17 protein-coding genes are annotated in these 14,268 nt (G+C 62.8%); 15 read left to right on the top strand and 2 right to left on the bottom strand.

The window, feature by feature from the left end; genetic code table 11:
* The first annotated feature begins 189 nt into the window (after window positions 1-189).
* From AC1REK_RS15935 to AC1REK_RS15910, 6 genes are all read left to right on the top strand, one after another.
* Window positions 190-777 carry a cytochrome c oxidase assembly protein gene (locus tag AC1REK_RS15935; protein WP_492269290.1) on the top strand — a complete coding sequence of 196 codons (588 nt, stop codon included), beginning with the start codon at window positions 190-192 and terminating at the stop codon, window positions 775-777.
* A complete protein-coding gene (locus AC1REK_RS15930) occupies window positions 755-1,903 on the top strand; it encodes a c-type cytochrome (RefSeq protein WP_492269291.1) in 1,149 nt (382 codons plus the stop codon). The genes AC1REK_RS15935 and AC1REK_RS15930 overlap by 23 nt, the downstream gene beginning before the upstream one ends.
* The gene (gene coxB, locus AC1REK_RS15925) at window positions 1,900-2,883 is read left to right on the top strand and encodes a cytochrome c oxidase subunit II (RefSeq protein WP_492269292.1); all 984 of its coding nucleotides are present in this window, start codon (window positions 1,900-1,902) and stop codon (window positions 2,881-2,883) included. Before AC1REK_RS15930 ends, coxB begins: the two co-directional genes overlap by 4 nt.
* Window positions 2,880-5,432: a cytochrome c oxidase subunit I gene (gene ctaD, locus AC1REK_RS15920; protein WP_492269293.1), complete on the top strand. Its 2,553-nt coding sequence runs from the start codon at window positions 2,880-2,882 to the stop codon at window positions 5,430-5,432. The genes coxB and ctaD overlap by 4 nt, the downstream gene beginning before the upstream one ends.
* 35 nt (window positions 5,433-5,467) lie before the next feature.
* Complete coding sequence (locus AC1REK_RS15915) at window positions 5,468-5,761, top strand: hypothetical protein (RefSeq protein ID WP_327523706.1); 294 nt, start codon at window positions 5,468-5,470, stop codon at window positions 5,759-5,761.
* A gap of 583 nt (window positions 5,762-6,344) precedes the next feature.
* A complete protein-coding gene (locus AC1REK_RS15910; RefSeq protein WP_492269294.1) occupies window positions 6,345-6,602 on the top strand; it encodes a hypothetical protein in 258 nt (85 codons plus the stop codon).
* Window positions 6,603-6,934: 332 nt separating this feature from the next.
* On the opposite strand, the gene AC1REK_RS15905 is transcribed toward AC1REK_RS15910, so the two are convergent.
* Window positions 6,935-7,261 carry a hypothetical protein gene (locus AC1REK_RS15905; RefSeq protein WP_492269295.1) on the bottom strand — a complete coding sequence of 109 codons (327 nt, stop codon included), beginning with the start codon at window positions 7,259-7,261 and terminating at the stop codon, window positions 6,935-6,937.
* Between the two features lie 707 nt (window positions 7,262-7,968).
* On the opposite strand from AC1REK_RS15905, the gene AC1REK_RS15900 reads away from it, so the two are divergent.
* Both AC1REK_RS15900 and AC1REK_RS15895 read left to right on the top strand, forming a co-directional pair.
* Window positions 7,969-8,232 carry a hypothetical protein gene (locus tag AC1REK_RS15900; protein WP_492269296.1) on the top strand — a complete coding sequence of 88 codons (264 nt, stop codon included), beginning with the start codon at window positions 7,969-7,971 and terminating at the stop codon, window positions 8,230-8,232.
* The gene (locus AC1REK_RS15895) at window positions 8,213-9,433 is read left to right on the top strand and encodes an AAA family ATPase (RefSeq protein ID WP_492269297.1); all 1,221 of its coding nucleotides are present in this window, start codon (window positions 8,213-8,215) and stop codon (window positions 9,431-9,433) included. The genes AC1REK_RS15900 and AC1REK_RS15895 overlap by 20 nt, the downstream gene beginning before the upstream one ends.
* Window positions 9,434-9,970: 537 nt before the next feature.
* Here the strand turns inward: AC1REK_RS15895 and AC1REK_RS15890 are convergent.
* Entirely contained in the window at window positions 9,971-10,234 is a 264-nt protein-coding gene (locus tag AC1REK_RS15890; protein ID WP_492269298.1) for a hypothetical protein, read from the bottom strand.
* Window positions 10,235-10,792: 558 nt separating this feature from the next.
* Between AC1REK_RS15890 and AC1REK_RS15885 the strand changes: the two genes are divergently transcribed.
* The 7 genes from AC1REK_RS15885 to AC1REK_RS15855 all read left to right on the top strand — a co-directional run bounded on the left by AC1REK_RS15885 (window position 10,793) and on the right by AC1REK_RS15855 (window position 14,247).
* Window positions 10,793-11,908 (top strand): hypothetical protein, encoded by a 1,116-nt coding sequence (locus AC1REK_RS15885; protein WP_492269299.1) that lies wholly within the window; start codon window positions 10,793-10,795, stop codon window positions 11,906-11,908.
* Between the two features lie 140 nt (window positions 11,909-12,048).
* Entirely contained in the window at window positions 12,049-12,438 is a 390-nt protein-coding gene (locus AC1REK_RS15880) for a MerR family transcriptional regulator (protein ID WP_492269300.1), read from the top strand.
* On the top strand, window positions 12,353-12,937 hold the full coding sequence (locus AC1REK_RS15875; protein WP_492269301.1) for a Clp protease/crotonase-like domain-containing protein: 585 nt from the start codon (window positions 12,353-12,355) through the stop codon (window positions 12,935-12,937). Before AC1REK_RS15880 ends, AC1REK_RS15875 begins: the two co-directional genes overlap by 86 nt.
* Window positions 12,934-13,521 carry a hypothetical protein gene (locus AC1REK_RS15870; RefSeq protein WP_492269302.1) on the top strand — a complete coding sequence of 196 codons (588 nt, stop codon included), beginning with the start codon at window positions 12,934-12,936 and terminating at the stop codon, window positions 13,519-13,521. Before AC1REK_RS15875 ends, AC1REK_RS15870 begins: the two co-directional genes overlap by 4 nt.
* Window positions 13,518-13,793 carry a hypothetical protein gene (locus AC1REK_RS15865; protein WP_492269303.1) on the top strand — a complete coding sequence of 92 codons (276 nt, stop codon included), beginning with the start codon at window positions 13,518-13,520 and terminating at the stop codon, window positions 13,791-13,793. Before AC1REK_RS15870 ends, AC1REK_RS15865 begins: the two co-directional genes overlap by 4 nt.
* Window positions 13,781-14,011 carry a hypothetical protein gene (locus AC1REK_RS15860; RefSeq protein WP_492269304.1) on the top strand — a complete coding sequence of 77 codons (231 nt, stop codon included), beginning with the start codon at window positions 13,781-13,783 and terminating at the stop codon, window positions 14,009-14,011. The genes AC1REK_RS15865 and AC1REK_RS15860 overlap by 13 nt, the downstream gene beginning before the upstream one ends.
* Window positions 14,008-14,247 carry a hypothetical protein gene (locus AC1REK_RS15855; RefSeq protein WP_492269305.1) on the top strand — a complete coding sequence of 80 codons (240 nt, stop codon included), beginning with the start codon at window positions 14,008-14,010 and terminating at the stop codon, window positions 14,245-14,247. Before AC1REK_RS15860 ends, AC1REK_RS15855 begins: the two co-directional genes overlap by 4 nt.
* Window positions 14,248-14,268 lie beyond the last annotated feature (21 nt).

Raw genomic sequence — 14,268 nt, 5'->3', positions numbered from 1 at the left:
AACTTCAAGGGCGTCCACAAAATCGGGTCAGCTCCAAGTTTAGGGAGCCGAGCTCGCCAGCGCCCTCTTCGAGCGATTGGCGGGGAACCCAGACCGCATCCACCGGTTGTCATACCGGGGGGAGAGCGCTTGCATCACGTCCATGGGCCAAGCTCGAGCACCGTTCCGGTCCTGGCCGGAGCGTTTGCATTGCTCGTCGCCGGAGGGGTGACACTGCCACTGGTCGAACCCGGTCCGCTGTCCGTGCAGATGATGCTGCATCTCGGGTTGATGAACATCGTCGCCCCCGTCATCGCAGTCCTGCTCCGCCATCGCTTCGACGCCAGCACCGCGATCCTTCCCGCAGGCCTTGCGCAGATGGTTGCCCTTTGGGCGTGGCACGCCCCGATGATGCAGCAGCTCGCGGCGAGTTCGGGGCTCGCGCAACTCGCTCTCATCGCAGCGCTCGGCGCCACAGCCATCTGGTTCTGGTCGGCCGTGATCGCGGCTGCCGATTGGCGAGCCCTCGCCGCCTTGCTGCTGACTGGCAAGCTTGCCTGCCTGCTGGGGGCACTCATGGTTTTCGCGCCGCGCGATCTCTACGAACTGCCGGGGCTTGCCCTCTCGCTCTGCGCGACCGGCCCTTCGACGATCGCCGACCAGCACCTCGCCGGCCTGCTGATGATCACCGCCTGTCCGCTGAGTTATCTCGTCACGGGCGTGGCGCTCGCTGCCAGGCTGCTTGGTCGCCTCGACGACAATCCCAGATCCGACGATGCGACTGCTCGCGCACGCTAGACGGACAGCGGCGTGGCTTCTTGCGGCGCCGTGCCGCGTTTTGGTCGCGGCCGTTTCTGCCCTGGTGTTGGTACTGGCCGGCGCCGTGCTGTTCGCCTGGAGCGGCGTCTACAATGTCGCGGCGAGCACCGGCCATTTCCGCGTCGTCGACCACTTCCTGCGCTTCGGCATGGAGAACTCGGTTCGGGCGCGCGCTCCTTCGACAAGCCTTCCGCCCGGTATCGACGAGAGCCTTGTGCGCCTGGGCGCCGGTCATTTCCATGCCGGCTGCGCCTACTGCCATGGCTCACCGGGGACGCCGATCAGTCCGGTCGCCGCGAGCATGCTGCCGCCGCCACCGGTCCTGACCGAGAGGGTCGGCCGTTGGAGCGACGGAGAGCTTTTCTGGATCGTCAAGCACGGGCTGAAATATGCCGGCATGCCGGGCTTTCCCTCGCTGCACCGCGACGACGAGATCTGGGCCGTCATCGCCTTCCTGCGCCGCTTGCCGAGCCTGGACCGCGCTGGCTATCGCGCCCTCGCGCTCGGCGAGGTGGAACCCGAGCCGCAGCGCGGCATGGAGATCGCCACGGGGCAGAGCGAAGCCGATGCGATCGGCGCCTGTGCCCGTTGCCACGGCGCGCGGCAGGGACCGCCGAGCCGGCTTGTGCCGATCCTGCACGGCCAACCCGCCGCCATGCTCGAAAATGCTCTGCGCGCCTATGCCAACGGCGAGCGCGACAGCGGCGTGATGCAGACGGCAGTCGTCGGACTGCCGGACAGCACGGTCAGGCACCTTGCAGCCTACTACGCCTCATTGCCCCGCCCGCCAGCCAGCATCGAGACAATCGATCAAGCCGCGGCGGCACGCGGTGAGGCGATTGCGCGCGACGGCGTCCCCTCGCACGGCGTACCGTCCTGCCTCGGCTGCCATGGGCAAAGTGCTGCTCCCGACTACCCCCGCCTCGCTGGCCAACCGGCGCGTTACCTTGAAGGGCAGCTTGCGGTCTGGCGAAAGGGTCTCAACGATCGCAGTGCAACGGGCCGGATCATGGCGCCGATCGCGCGCCGGCTCAGCGAGGCGCAGTCGCGTGATCTGGCAGCCTATTTCGCAAGCCTCGCTGCGCCCCGCGAGGCCCCCCGATGACAGTGCGCGGACGCAGACTGGCCGCGATCTTCATCCTGGCCGCCCTCCCCGGCTGGGCGCCGCAGTCAGCCCTCGCTCCTGCCGGCGATGAGGCCGAGCGCATCGCTTTGCTGAGTTGGACCCTGTTCGTGGGGGCAACGGCGATCCTGCTGATCGTGATCGCCGCCCTGGCGCTAGCGATCCATGGTGCGGAGCCGGTGCGGCGTGTCATCGGCAGCGAAGGCGCGATCAGATGGGGCGGCATCGTCTTTCCATCGGTCGTGCTGACGCTGTTGCTCGGCTACGGCCTCTGGCTGATGCGCGAGGCCATAGCGGCACAGACGACGCCGGCGCTTCGCATAGCGGTGACTGGCGAACAATGGTGGTGGCGCGTCGACTATCATCGCGACGGCGCCGCGCCCGTTCGCGAGGCGAACGAGATCAGGATTCCGGTCGGCCGCGAAATCGATTTCGCGCTGCGCTCCAACGATGTGATCCATTCCTTCTGGGTGCCGAGCCTCGGCGGCAAGCTCGACATGATCCCCGGCCGGACCAACACGCTTCGCCTGAAAGCCGAGCGGCCCGGCATCTATCGCGGCCAATGCGCCGAATACTGCGGCGGACCGCATGCGCTGATGGCCCTGGAGATCGTCGCCCTGCCAGAGGCGGAATTCCAGGCATGGCTGGCTGCTGCTGATGCTCGAAACGAACCGGCCGAACCCAAGGTCGCTGCGGGAGAAAAGCTCTTCCTCTCGGCCGGCTGCGGAGCCTGCCATGCGGTTCGCGGCACCCAGGCCGCGGGCACGGTCGGGCCCGATCTCAGCCGGGTCGGCGGCCGGCGCTTCCTCGCCGCCGCGACCCTGCGCAACACCGCCGAGAACCTTGCAGGCTTCATCATCGATCCGCAGTTCGCGAAGCCGGGTGCGCTGATGCCGCCGTTCGCGATCTTCACGAGCGAGGAGATGGACGCCTTGACCGCCTACCTCGGAAGCCTGCGATGAGTGCCGGCGCGCAAATGGGCCCGGTAACCGCGGCCGAGCTGCCCTCGTCCTTGCCGCGGCCGGAGGGCGAGCTCGAAAGATTGGAAGCGGTCTGGAAGGGTCCCCGCGGCTGGCGCATCGTCAGCGAAGTCAACAACACCATCATCGGCTACTTCTACATCGCCGCCGCGTTCCTGTTCTTTCTGCTCGCCGGCGTGCTCGGTCTGCTCATCCGCCTCCAGCTCGCGGCGCCAGGGAACGACTTCCTCTCCCAGGAGACCTACAACCAGATCTTCACCATGCACGGCACGGTGATGATGTTCCTGTTCGCCGTACCTGCCGTCGAGGCAGTCGGCATCCTGCTGCTGCCGCAAATGCTCGGCGCCCGCGATCTGCCGTTTCCGCGGCTCGGCGCCTTCGCCTTCTGGGCCTATTTCGTCGGCGGGTCCGTGTTCTTCTGTACGCTGTTCTTCGGGGTCGCTCCCTCGGGCGGCTGGTTCATGTACCCGCCGCTGACCGGGGCCCGCTTCTCACCCGGCGTCGGCGCGGACTGGTGGCTGTTGGGAATCGGCTTCATCGAAATCTCGGCCATAGCGGGCGCGATCGAGATCATCGTCGGCGTGCTGCGTACCCGTGCCCCCGGCATGACGCTGGCACGCATGCCGATCTTTGCCTGGACCATGCTGATTTTCGCCGGGATGATCGTGTTCGCCTTCCCGGCGGTGATCCTGGCGACAATTCTGCTCGAACTCGAGCGGGCCTTCGACTGGCCCTTTTTCATCGCCGAGCGCGGCGGCGATCCCCTGCTCTGGCAACACCTGTTCTGGTTCTTCGGCCATCCGGAGGTCTACATCATCTTCCTGCCGGCGGCCGGCATGGTCTCGATGATCGTCCCGACCATGGCCGGCACGCCACTGGTCGGTTACCGGCTGATCGTGGTGGCGCTGATCGCCGTCGGCTTCTTCTCCTTCGGCCTTTGGGTCCACCACATGTTCACCACGGGCATCCCCGCCCGCTCGCTCGGCTTCTTCTCGGCGGCGAGCATGGCAGTCGCGATCCCGAGCGGCATCCAGGTCTTCGCCTGGATCGCGACAATCGCCGCCGGACGTCTCAGGCTGACCGTGGCGTCGCTCTTCGTGATCGGCTTCCTTCTGATCTTCACCCTGGGAGGACTGACCGGGGTCATGGTCGCGATGGTCCCGTTCGATCGCCAGGCGCACGACACCTATTTCGTCGTCGCCCATCTCCACTATGTGCTGTTCGGCGGCATGGTCTTCCCGCTCTTTGCCGCGATCTACTACTGGACGCCGGCCTTCAGTACCCGGCCGCTGTCCGAACGGCTCGGCCGCTGGGCTTTCGGCCTGATCTTCACGGGATTCAATATCGCCTTCCTGCCGATGCATCTGACCGGGCTGATCGGCATGCCGCGGCGCGTCTACACCTATCCGGCCGGGATGGGCTGGGACGGGCTGAACCTGGTCTCGACGATAGGCGCCTTCATCCTCGCCGCCGGCGTCCTCGTCTTCCTGATCGACGTCATCAGCAACATGCGCCTGACGGGCAAGCGCGGGGTTGGCGACATCTGGCGTGCGGGCACGCTCGAATGGCTGCCGAACCACGCCTACGCCACGCGCAGCATACCGCGCGTCCGCGGTCGAGAGCCGCTCTGGCAGCAGCCCGACCTCGCAGGGCATGTGGAGGCCGGAGCATACTACCTGCCGGGCACGGCGACGGGCGCGCGCGAGACGATCGTGACGTCGCCGATCGAGGCTGAGCCGCAATACGTCATGCGCCTCAGCCGCCCCGGCTACGCGCATCTCTGCGCCGCATTGTTCACCGCCGCCTTCTTCCTGCTGCTGACCGTCAAGGCCGTGATGCTCGCAGCGACCTGCGGCGTTCTTGCGGTGGCGTCGATCCTGGTCTGGATGTGGAACAGTGATCCGCCGTCGGCGGGGGACGTCGATATCGGCGGCGGCATCGTGCTGCCGACCTACGCATCCGGATCGATATCGCATAGTTGGTGGGCAACGATCATCCTGCTGCTGGTCGCCGCGGCGCTCTATCTCTCCTACCTGTTCGGCTACCTCTACCTCTGGACGGTCGGTCCCGAGGGATGGCCCCGGCAAACCGACCTGCCATCGGCAGTCAGCGCATGGGTGTCCCTGGCAACCCTGGGCGCCAGCGGAGCGCTTCTTGCCGGCGCCCGATTCGTCCTTGGTCGTGATGCACTTCGCCCCAGTCTCGTAGCCAGTCTTCTCATCGCCGGGGGAGCGGCGCTTGCCGGCGCGCTCTTCATCGATGTCGCCGGCCATTGGCGTAGCGGCCTTCGCCCGCAATCCAGCGGCTATACCGCGATGGTCTATGCGAATGCCGCCCTGCAGGCGCAGATGGCAGCAGCCGTCCTCGTCACGGCCCTGTTCGCCGTCGCGCGCCTTCTCGCCCACCGGCTCGACCGCAACCGGCGGGCGGTCTTCGATGTCTTGATGCTCCTCTGGCTCTACACGCTCGGCCAGGCAGCTTTCGGGCTCCTGCTGACGCATGGCTTCCCGCGGCTGGTTGCGCAGACATGAGCAACACCGCCCCCTTGCGCCGGGCCGGCTTTGCCTTGACCGGGCCGGTCATCTGGGCTGCCCATTTTCTCGCGGTCTATGCCTCGGAATCGCTGGCCTGCCGCTGGAATGAGCCGGCGGCCCATGATGCGATCGTTGCCGGTGCGACCTTCTTCGCGATTGCCGCGATCCTGTTGCACGCCCGCAGAACCGTCCGAAATACCGACACGAACGGAAGCTGCGAGGCTCAACGGTTCATCCGGTTGACGGCGCTTGCACTCGACGGCCTGAGCCTTATCGGCGTCTGCTGGGCTGGCCTCGCAGCGCTACTGCTCGACGCCTGCCGCTGACCGCCGGCCCGGCGGCGCGCTGAAGGTCACTTTGGTCAACTGAGCGCGCTTGCTCGGCCAGCAGTTTCACCGTCCTTGCATTCCATCCAGCAGCCGCAAATAGCGGGCGCACACAGGTCGTCGTACTTTCCGAGCTGCGTGGCAGGAAGCTCAGCTCGCGACAGTGAGAAGCACCAATCCGGTCGGAGACATGTGTTTAGCGGCAGACGACGTTCTGCCCTCTCATCGTGCAGGTACTGACAGGACGATGTTCATCGGGCGGCGGATCATAGGTTCCTGCGCCGACCGGCACATAGCTGTGCCCATCGCTTTGCATAGGATCCACGCCCGGAGCCCCTGACCAACTGCTAACGCCCGCACATCCCGCCAACAGCAGGCAGCACATCACGGTGGACAGCTTCTTCATTCCTCGCCCCCAATTCCGCGTGATCTTGCCGGGATGCGCACGGGATGTCACCGCCCGTTGAACGAGCCGCATTTCGGACACGCCGCGCGAGCCTTTGCCGCGTCGTCCGTTGCCCGCCTCGGAACCGTCAGAGCGATAGCGGGTTAGGAGGGCAGCTAAGGAACAGGAGCCGAGCAAATGGCGGACGGACCCGAAAGTGTCGACGGAACCGACATGGAGCAGATCAAGATCGTTTTGAACACGCTCTATCTATGCATCGCCTTCGCAATGACACATATCGCGAAACATGAAGGGGCCCAGGCGGCCGTCGATTTCAAGGCCGAGTTACTATCGGCCCTCAAAAGCGGCGACCTCAACATGGCGCTGATGGAAGAAACGAAGACTTTTGACTTCGTCATCGAGAAGATCGAGGCGCTCGGCGAGCCAGAAGCGTAGCGTCTTCCGGATCCAAGCACTGCCACAGTTGTCGTACCGGCGTCGTTCGATCTTGCCACGACCGCCGAATAATCGCATTCCTCCAGCCTGCTATCTCTCTCCTCCCTTGTAGAACAGCGCTTGGAAGCCGGCACTTCGATCCGATCGCGTCCCATTGCAGTGAAGCGGCAGCATCCTTAGCGGCGGCTCCCGAAACTGCCGCCCATGCGCCTTGCCGATGTCCTGAATCGGCATGTCCCCGTGCAGTTCCACAAAGCGACGGACCGCCCTCTACGCCTCGGCGGCCGTGTTCTCGGCCGGCTTTTTCGCGCCCTTTGCTCCACCACCGTCTGCTATGCTCTGAAGGCTTTCGAGATCGTCCATGCCTTCGTATCGGCCGGCGCATCAGGCTGCACGAGTGGCGGCGTGGGGATGTCCTCGTCCTCCAGTCGCCCCCTCGCCTCTCCCATTGCTCGGCGCTCAACCCCAATGAGATCGAACTCGAATGTCCTGCGCTCGTTGGCGGACAGAGCCGATGGGTCGATCTGGAACTTGGCAAGAAGCAAATCCGCCATCTTCCGTATACGCTCGGGAACGCGGAACCGGGCAAGCGCCTGCCGGGCCTCGTTCTCGCGCTGCTCGGCCCATCTCGAATAGACCCCGAAATCAATCTCTGACATGCCGTTTGGGCTCGGCTACTCGCCCGCGACGGGCATCCTGAGCCGCGCAGCGATACCAAAGCCCCCTTGCTGCCGCTGAGCCTCGTCAATGGCCAGGATCATCCGGCGGTATCCCTCCGCCATGGCCTGCGCTTTCCCCGGCGAGAACTCCTGACCAGGGCACCCGCTCAGGACCTCGCGGGCTGAGTCGAACATCGCCTCGTGCAGGGCAATCTCAAGCCCAGCCTTGCGCTTCGCCTCTCGCTCCTCCGTCGCGCGCAGGGACTTCCATATCGCGGTCTTGAAGTGCCCGACTCACTTCGGGCTTTCAGGCGGCTTCAAGGCCTCAGGCAGCCTGCCCGGAATGAACTTGGTCGCGAGGCAATCGGGCAGATCGGCCTTGAACCAATAGGTCCCGTTCCGTCTGATCAAGTGCGACATGCGCGGCATCAAAGGCCTTCCCGTAGCACGAAAGCGTAGCAGACGGGTCATCCGAACTCCTTGTTGAACAAGGGTTCTTGGCAAAATCAAACGTTTGGGAAAAGCGTGGCGCTCCCTAGGGGAGCCAAAGAGCCAAGTGATGACAAGTAGTTAGCGAAAAGTGGGACAGAATTTCTTCCCATGAAATCGCTACGTTTTCTTTCGTCACTGTCCCACTGAATTTTGGACAACTCCCCTACCCCGTCTGCATGGGCCGGCGGGTCATTCCATATATCGGAGACTGCTCAATGCAGATCACGGACTTCATGCCGCTGCCCGACCCGGGCGGCAGCACGGCGCGCACTGTCGCGCGCTTCTCAATATCGTTCGACGACATGAAGCTCTCGGGCTTTCGCCTTCGGCTGCGCCCCAACGGCACGTTCATCGCCGCGCCGCCTGCGGCTTACGGGCAGCGTGTTGCGAACTTCTCGCCGGACCTCTTCACCAAAATCAACAACGCCGCTGAAGCGGCCTATCGGAGGCTTCACGCCCTTGACCGAAATTGCGCCTGATCTCCCCCATCTCATTTTCGGCGGCGACGAGACGCCGGAACAGCGTGAAGCAATTTTTGCTGACTACGTCGCAACCAGCCTGGCCATTATTCGTGATCAGCGCGCCGAGTTGGAAAGCGATGCGGAGGCCCCCGAGGTGTTGGCGCCTGACGAGCGCGACCTTGTCAGCGCCAAGCGCAAGAACCGCCCCGACATCGCCGCCAAGATCTTCGGCCTGCGCAATACCATGGAACTGCGGGCGACTGCGTCCCAACCGGCGAACGACAACGTGTTGAAATCGACAGCCATCGACGGCGAGAGCCTGATGGCCATGGAATTCGAGCCGGTTCGGTATGTGGTGCCTGGTTACATCGCCGAGGGCCTGACCATCCTTGGGGGGCGCCCCAAGCTCGGCAAATCCTGGCTGGCGCTGGATTTCGGAATCGCAGTGGCCACGGGCGGAATTTCCCTTGGCGTACCTTGCCAGCAAGGCGATGCCATTTATCTCGCGCTGGAGGACAACCAGCGACGCTTACGCGATCGCCTTCGCACAGTCCTGCCGAAGAGCAACCGCCCCCACCTAAGCCGCCTGACACTGGAGACAGAGGCGCCGAAAGTGAATGCCGGCCTTATCGATCGCTTAGACACCTGGCGTGCGGCTGCTGCGGATCCGCGTCTCGCCATCATCGATACCTTCGCGATGGTCCGGCCAGTGAGGGGCAAAAACCAAGACTCGTATGCTGCGGATTACGAAGCGCTGTCTCCCCTGCAGCGCTGGGCAAGTCAGCACAACGTTGCGCTGATAGTGGTGACGCACGTGCGCAAGATGGAAGCCACTGACCCACTGGAAATGATCTCCGGAACAAACGGCCTGACGGGCGCTGCAGACAGCATCCTTGTGCTCAATCGCGATACAGACGGGCCGAAACTCTATGGCCGCGGGCGTGACATCGAGGAGATTGAAAAGTCCCTGCGTTTCGATGCCGGCCGCTGGTCGGTTATCGGAGACGTCGCGGATGCAAAGCGCTCGGACGAGCGCCGGGCCGTGATGGATGCCATAGCGGCGGGTCATCAGTCGCCAGGCGAAATCGCGAAGGCGATCGGCAAGCCAGTCGCGAACGTCCAGTACCTGCTCGGAAAGATGGTCGCGGCGGGCGAGGCAGAGAAGTCCAAATACGGACTCTATACACCCCCCTCAGAGTCCTCAGACCCCTCAGAGTAGCTTCTTAAATAAACCTCCCCTCAGACTCCTAACTCTTAGGACTCTGAGGGGTCTTAGGGGATGTATCTAGAGCGTGCTATCCTCGCTTTTCGAGAACGGTCGCGTAGTCGACCACATTCGCTAACTCAGGAAATCGCGACGCACGCGCGCGATCACGCACAGCGCGCGCGAGGGCTACCGCAAAAACACCAGTGGCACGAGGACGCCCACGCCCAGCACAGCAACGATCGCGACCCTAAGCAGGACGCCAATTATGCGGTCGTTTCGGATAATTTTACTCCGGCCGGTGACGCGCTAGATCGGCTTCGAAACGTCAAATAAGTGTTCGGAGTGGAGGCGCCGCAGGTGCATTATCGTTTTCCGCGTCCAGAATGATCTTCGCATTCTGAAGCATCAGATCACGAGCGTCTCTCTTTGCTCGTTTTCGCCTTTCATCCGCACGCGCCCTAATACTGAGATATCGTAATCTATCCACACGCTTGAACATCATACCCTCGTTGCCAATACTGGCTTTTGGAGAATGCAGGCGCAGTCAGACTAGGCCGCTAAAGCTTCTTCGCTAGATACTAGGCGTCCCGCGACGGCCAGATGCCTATCGCTTCGGCTGACCACGACAACAAGGACGGTAGTGCCGTCATCGCAGTCCAGTCTCATTCGATGGCCAAACAGGCCGTCATCAAACTCTTCTGTCTGAAAGAACAAATAACCGGCGCGTTGATCGTCGTATTCGCTGGAGAACTGGTAAGACACATCGGCGCCGCGCCCATCAGGCAGGTTTAAGTAGCCATTTCCGGTGATCATTAAGTGTCTCCGCTTGGCAGCATCAACTGATGCCGCACGCGGTCATATCCATAAGCAAGGAGACAACTGCCTTTATAGGAGGCGCCCTTTCATGGCGAATAGCAAGGATATTCGTAGGGCATGCCGGACGGGGGCGTCGATCATCGCTAGCTCAACGGCCAAACCGCCGAACCTGCCCTGTTCGCACGCGCAACTAAATTCGGATCTTTGATTTTTTGATTTCGAGCGCGGGAGGGGCTCTGTGGCAATGCAGTTACAGTAGAACTAAGTTTGCCGGATCGCGTGAAAATTCCCTACGCAAGCCACATCTACCTACCATATGCAGTGCCGCGTTCGATGCGCATACACCAATCCTTGACGCTCTTCGCTCCGCGGGACTAAATTTTGTAAGACGGCCGTAGGGCATCGAAACGCGCCCTGCTGACATCAAGGCTTAGCAAGCCGCTGTGCGGCTTCTGATTAGTTTGGCTACCTGCCTGCCAATTACTTACAAATCGCCACCAGCGGACCGCTCTGAGCCGGGAAAGCGCGTTCAAATCATGCCTCGGGAGGGCATCAGTGAATACACCTTCGAACGACAACCATCGGACTCCGGAACAGCATCGCGCCGCGGTTGAGGCCTGGCGCAGGACCGCCCCAGCCACAGACGGCCAGATATTCGGCCGCGCGGCCAGGCCTAAGCGCCCCCGGCACGGCGAACTAGCCGACGAGTTTCGTCCGATCTTGACATGGATTGCGCTGTGGGAGGCTGTCGAGGCTGATCCGATTGCCACGAACTGGATGGCGTCGCCGAATCTCGCCTTCGAAGCGGGTGCTGATGAGGAGGAAGACGCTTACATTGCCCCCTCGAACGAGGGCGACGAGGCCCACTGGCTCCCCAAGACGAAAACGGCCGCCGATCGCCTGCTGACCAAGATGCTGGCAGGCGTCGAGACTGAGGACCGCACAGAGACGTTCTTGCGGGATGGAAAGCGCGAGACGCGGACGCGCCGCGTGATCGTCGGAGGCGATATCGAGCGCTCTAAAGACAGCAGGCGCATCGTCAGGGCCGGCGACTTCCTCTTCAACGACGGTCCTGCCTTCAATTACGTCTCAGCCCCGATCCGCAAGCTTGACGAAGGCAACGACTCCGAATGCGCGGAGTTGAATTTTGATGCCGACAACGCCCCGCACGAGCTGGACGACGCCAACGCAGCCAACGACAACCTGCCGGACAGTGCAGTTGAGTATGGCGACGGCGATGCCTCGGATCCATTCTGGGATCCGCGAGTCTGCGCCGGCTCTGTGCGCGGTTTTAGGCACACGTTCTGGAAGCACAATAAGGCGGTCAACTCGATCGTCGTGCCGCTGAAAACGAAGCTTCGGTTCACCGAACGCAAGAGCGCGCCGCCGCCAGTCCGGGAAATCCTGACGGTGGCGCAGCGGCGTGAGGCTCGTGAGATCATGGCGTTCGCCTTAGGCCGCCTGAAGCCCGCGACCGTCATGGTGCTCGACGAGTACCGCGCCGAAACGTTCGAGGCGATCGGCGAGATGCTTGGGAAAGCTGAAAAGACAGCGGAGCGTCATGGCCAGGAAGCATTGCTGGCAGCGTGCGCTGAATTGGCGGCCGTGCTTGTGGAGTACGACGAGATATCGAGCCGCGATATTCCGCGCGAGATTCGGGAGGCCGCCTAGTCCCTTTTTTACATCGTCTTTCCATTAGGAGTAGGAGGGGGGAAATTCCCTCCGTTGTCCTCCCGGCAACAATACCGCGCCCTGGCCCATTGGCCGGGGCGTTTCTTTTGATCCCTATATTCAACATAGGTCGCAAGTTCATGCGCGAATTCACGGTCGCAGACGCGGCCAAGGCAGTTGGTCTGCCACAATCACAGATTCGAGGCTGGCTGCAGCGCGCCGCTCTCGAAACTGTCCGGCTGCCGGGCGGCAACTATCGCATCAGGTTTGACAAGCGCGGGCTCCGAATCCTCGCCCTTATGAAGGCTCAAACGGAACGCGGTATCTCGCCGAATCTAGCTGCCCAGCATGCAGCCTCGATCGTCGACCGCGACACGAAAGGGTGGCCGATCGCGGCGGTGTTCTCTGGCGAAGAGCAGCGCTGTCCGGCAGTGGTGCCGGAAGATGCCTTTCCTGCAGATGGGCCGCTGGTCATCGTTCCGCTGCAAGCGCTCTATCGCCGCATCGATGAAGCCTGCGGCGTTGTTTGATCTCTGGCAGGAAGAGCCACGCCCAGTCGTACCCAACCTTTCTGGCCGCTGCTACGTCAGGATTTGGAACCACATCGACCGCGAGATGGTGGACCGAGTTGCCGACTCCCTCGCCAAGGCGCCGAACGCCGAACATCTGACGGTCGACGTCGACTCGTACGGCGGCGATTTCGCTGCCGCGTTCGACCTGTTCGTGCTTTTGGACAGGCATCCTGCGACCCGCAAGGTCGCATGGGGCGCCAACATCAAGAGCGCGGCGCTGCTGCCCTTTCTGGCCGGAGACGAGCGGATCGCGCGTGCCGGAGCCTCACTGCTCATCCACCCAGTTACTGGCGGTCATCCCGACGACCGCCCTTGGTTCGACGAACAATTCGCAAAGATCATCGCCGCCAGAACCGGCGTGCCGATCGACACCATTTCACAAGAGCAGCAGACCGAAGAGCCATCTACGCTCAATTGGTGCATTCAGAACAATATTTTCACGAGGACATTGAATTGAACGTTACACAACGACTGGCCGAACTCGACGAAGAAATTAAAACCGCCGAAGATAAGTACTTCGCCCATTTTCATGGCGAACACGACAAGTTCGGTGATGAGCGGTTCAAAGGCGGCGAGGCTCAGAAGGCCGCCGCGGGCATCCGCAGCAAGGCACTACAAGACAGCCTCGACCTTCTCCGCACTCGGCGGGCCAATGTGGCAGCGGGGTTTCCCGAGGACACGGGCATCAAAGCTCCGATCGATATCGAGAAGATCATCGAGCGGAAGTTGCTCGTCATGCGCAATGAGATTGTTACGCACATGAATAAGAACACCGATACTCAGAATGAGTTGTTTGAAAAATTTGGGAGTGCGTTCCAAAAATTCAAAGCTGACGTCACGAAGCAAATGACTGAGACACGATCTCTAAAGTATTGCGACATCTGGCAGAAGACCGCCGATTATGTGAAGAACAACGTCATCACGCGCGGCGGTTCGATGTGGGTGGCGCTTGTCGATGCTCCGGAGGGTAGTCCCGGCGCGAGCGCGGACTGGCAGCTCGCCGTGAAGGCGGGAGCCAGCGGCGCGGGAGACCGCGCATGATCCGTCTCTCACTGACCGCCGAGGTAAAGCGTCTGGTCGACAATGGCGCTGACCCCGAGCGCGCTGCCGCTGCGGTCATCGTAATGGCTACTGCGGCTTCCGCATTGGCTGCTGAGGCTGAGCGTCGCCGAGAGGCGGGTGAGGCTCCGGAGGAGGTCCAGGCGCTCCTCGATGAGCAGCAGGAAGCGCTCCGCGAATGGTGCGCGCGGTCAGTGGCCGCCGTCGATGCGCTGGCTGTCGATCTGCAGGAGGTTCGGCGTTGTCTGGGCTGATCGAGGGCCGGCTCGCTCGCTGGAATGACGACCTTGGCTTCGGTTTCGTGCAGGCGGATGCCTTGTCTCGAACCGCAGATTACTCCGCCTTCATCAGCGCCGACGACCTGCGTGACGCGGGCATCTATCCATCGCTGGGGATGCGCCTGCGGTGGCGTGAAGCGCGTGCTAGCCACGGTCGCAAGCCTCGCGCTGTCGATTTGCAGGAGGTCGAATGACTCCCCGCCGCCTCGCTGCGCTCCGCCGCGACCTCGACGATGTCTTCACCGTAGCCCACGCCCTCTGCGACCTTCACGGCGCATCGCCCAGCGAGCGTGCTGAGTATATCGAGCGGCATCGTGAGTTGGTCAATCAGCGCATGGCCTATGCGCCATCGGCCTTCGTCAACGTCAGGACGCTGGCTCGCGATCGGCGAGACTACCTTGCCCGGGAGCAGGCGCTCGCAGGCCGGTAGCCCCCCCCGGGGGGGATCGAC

The sequence above is a fragment of the Allobosea sp. GW823-FHT02B03 genome (assembly GCF_058797755.1).
The sequence above is the reverse complement of the archived record's forward strand: the minus strand, read 5'-3'. Positions and strand labels throughout refer to the sequence as shown.

What these genes read in the sequence shown, in the direction of transcription:
- AC1REK_RS15930 (WP_492269291.1), top strand. Translation starts at nt 755, where the DNA reads ATGCGACTGCTCGCGCACGCTAGACGGACAGCGGCGTGGCTTCTTGCG.
- coxB (WP_492269292.1), top strand. Translation starts at nt 1,900, where the DNA reads ATGACAGTGCGCGGACGCAGACTGGCCGCGATCTTCATCCTGGCCGCC.
- ctaD (WP_492269293.1), top strand. Translation starts at nt 2,880, where the DNA reads ATGAGTGCCGGCGCGCAAATGGGCCCGGTAACCGCGGCCGAGCTGCCC.
- AC1REK_RS15910 (WP_492269294.1), top strand. Translation starts at nt 6,345, where the DNA reads ATGGCGGACGGACCCGAAAGTGTCGACGGAACCGACATGGAGCAGATC.
- AC1REK_RS15905 (WP_492269295.1), bottom strand. Translation starts at nt 7,261, where the DNA reads ATGTCAGAGATTGATTTCGGGGTCTATTCGAGATGGGCCGAGCAGCGC.
- AC1REK_RS15900 (WP_492269296.1), top strand. Translation starts at nt 7,969, where the DNA reads ATGCAGATCACGGACTTCATGCCGCTGCCCGACCCGGGCGGCAGCACG.
- AC1REK_RS15890 (WP_492269298.1), bottom strand. Translation starts at nt 10,234, where the DNA reads ATGATCACCGGAAATGGCTACTTAAACCTGCCTGATGGGCGCGGCGCC.
- AC1REK_RS15880 (WP_492269300.1), top strand. Translation starts at nt 12,049, where the DNA reads ATGCGCGAATTCACGGTCGCAGACGCGGCCAAGGCAGTTGGTCTGCCA.
- AC1REK_RS15875 (WP_492269301.1), top strand. Translation starts at nt 12,353, where the DNA reads ATGCCTTTCCTGCAGATGGGCCGCTGGTCATCGTTCCGCTGCAAGCGC.
- AC1REK_RS15865 (WP_492269303.1), top strand. Translation starts at nt 13,518, where the DNA reads ATGATCCGTCTCTCACTGACCGCCGAGGTAAAGCGTCTGGTCGACAAT.
- AC1REK_RS15855 (WP_492269305.1), top strand. Translation starts at nt 14,008, where the DNA reads ATGACTCCCCGCCGCCTCGCTGCGCTCCGCCGCGACCTCGACGATGTC.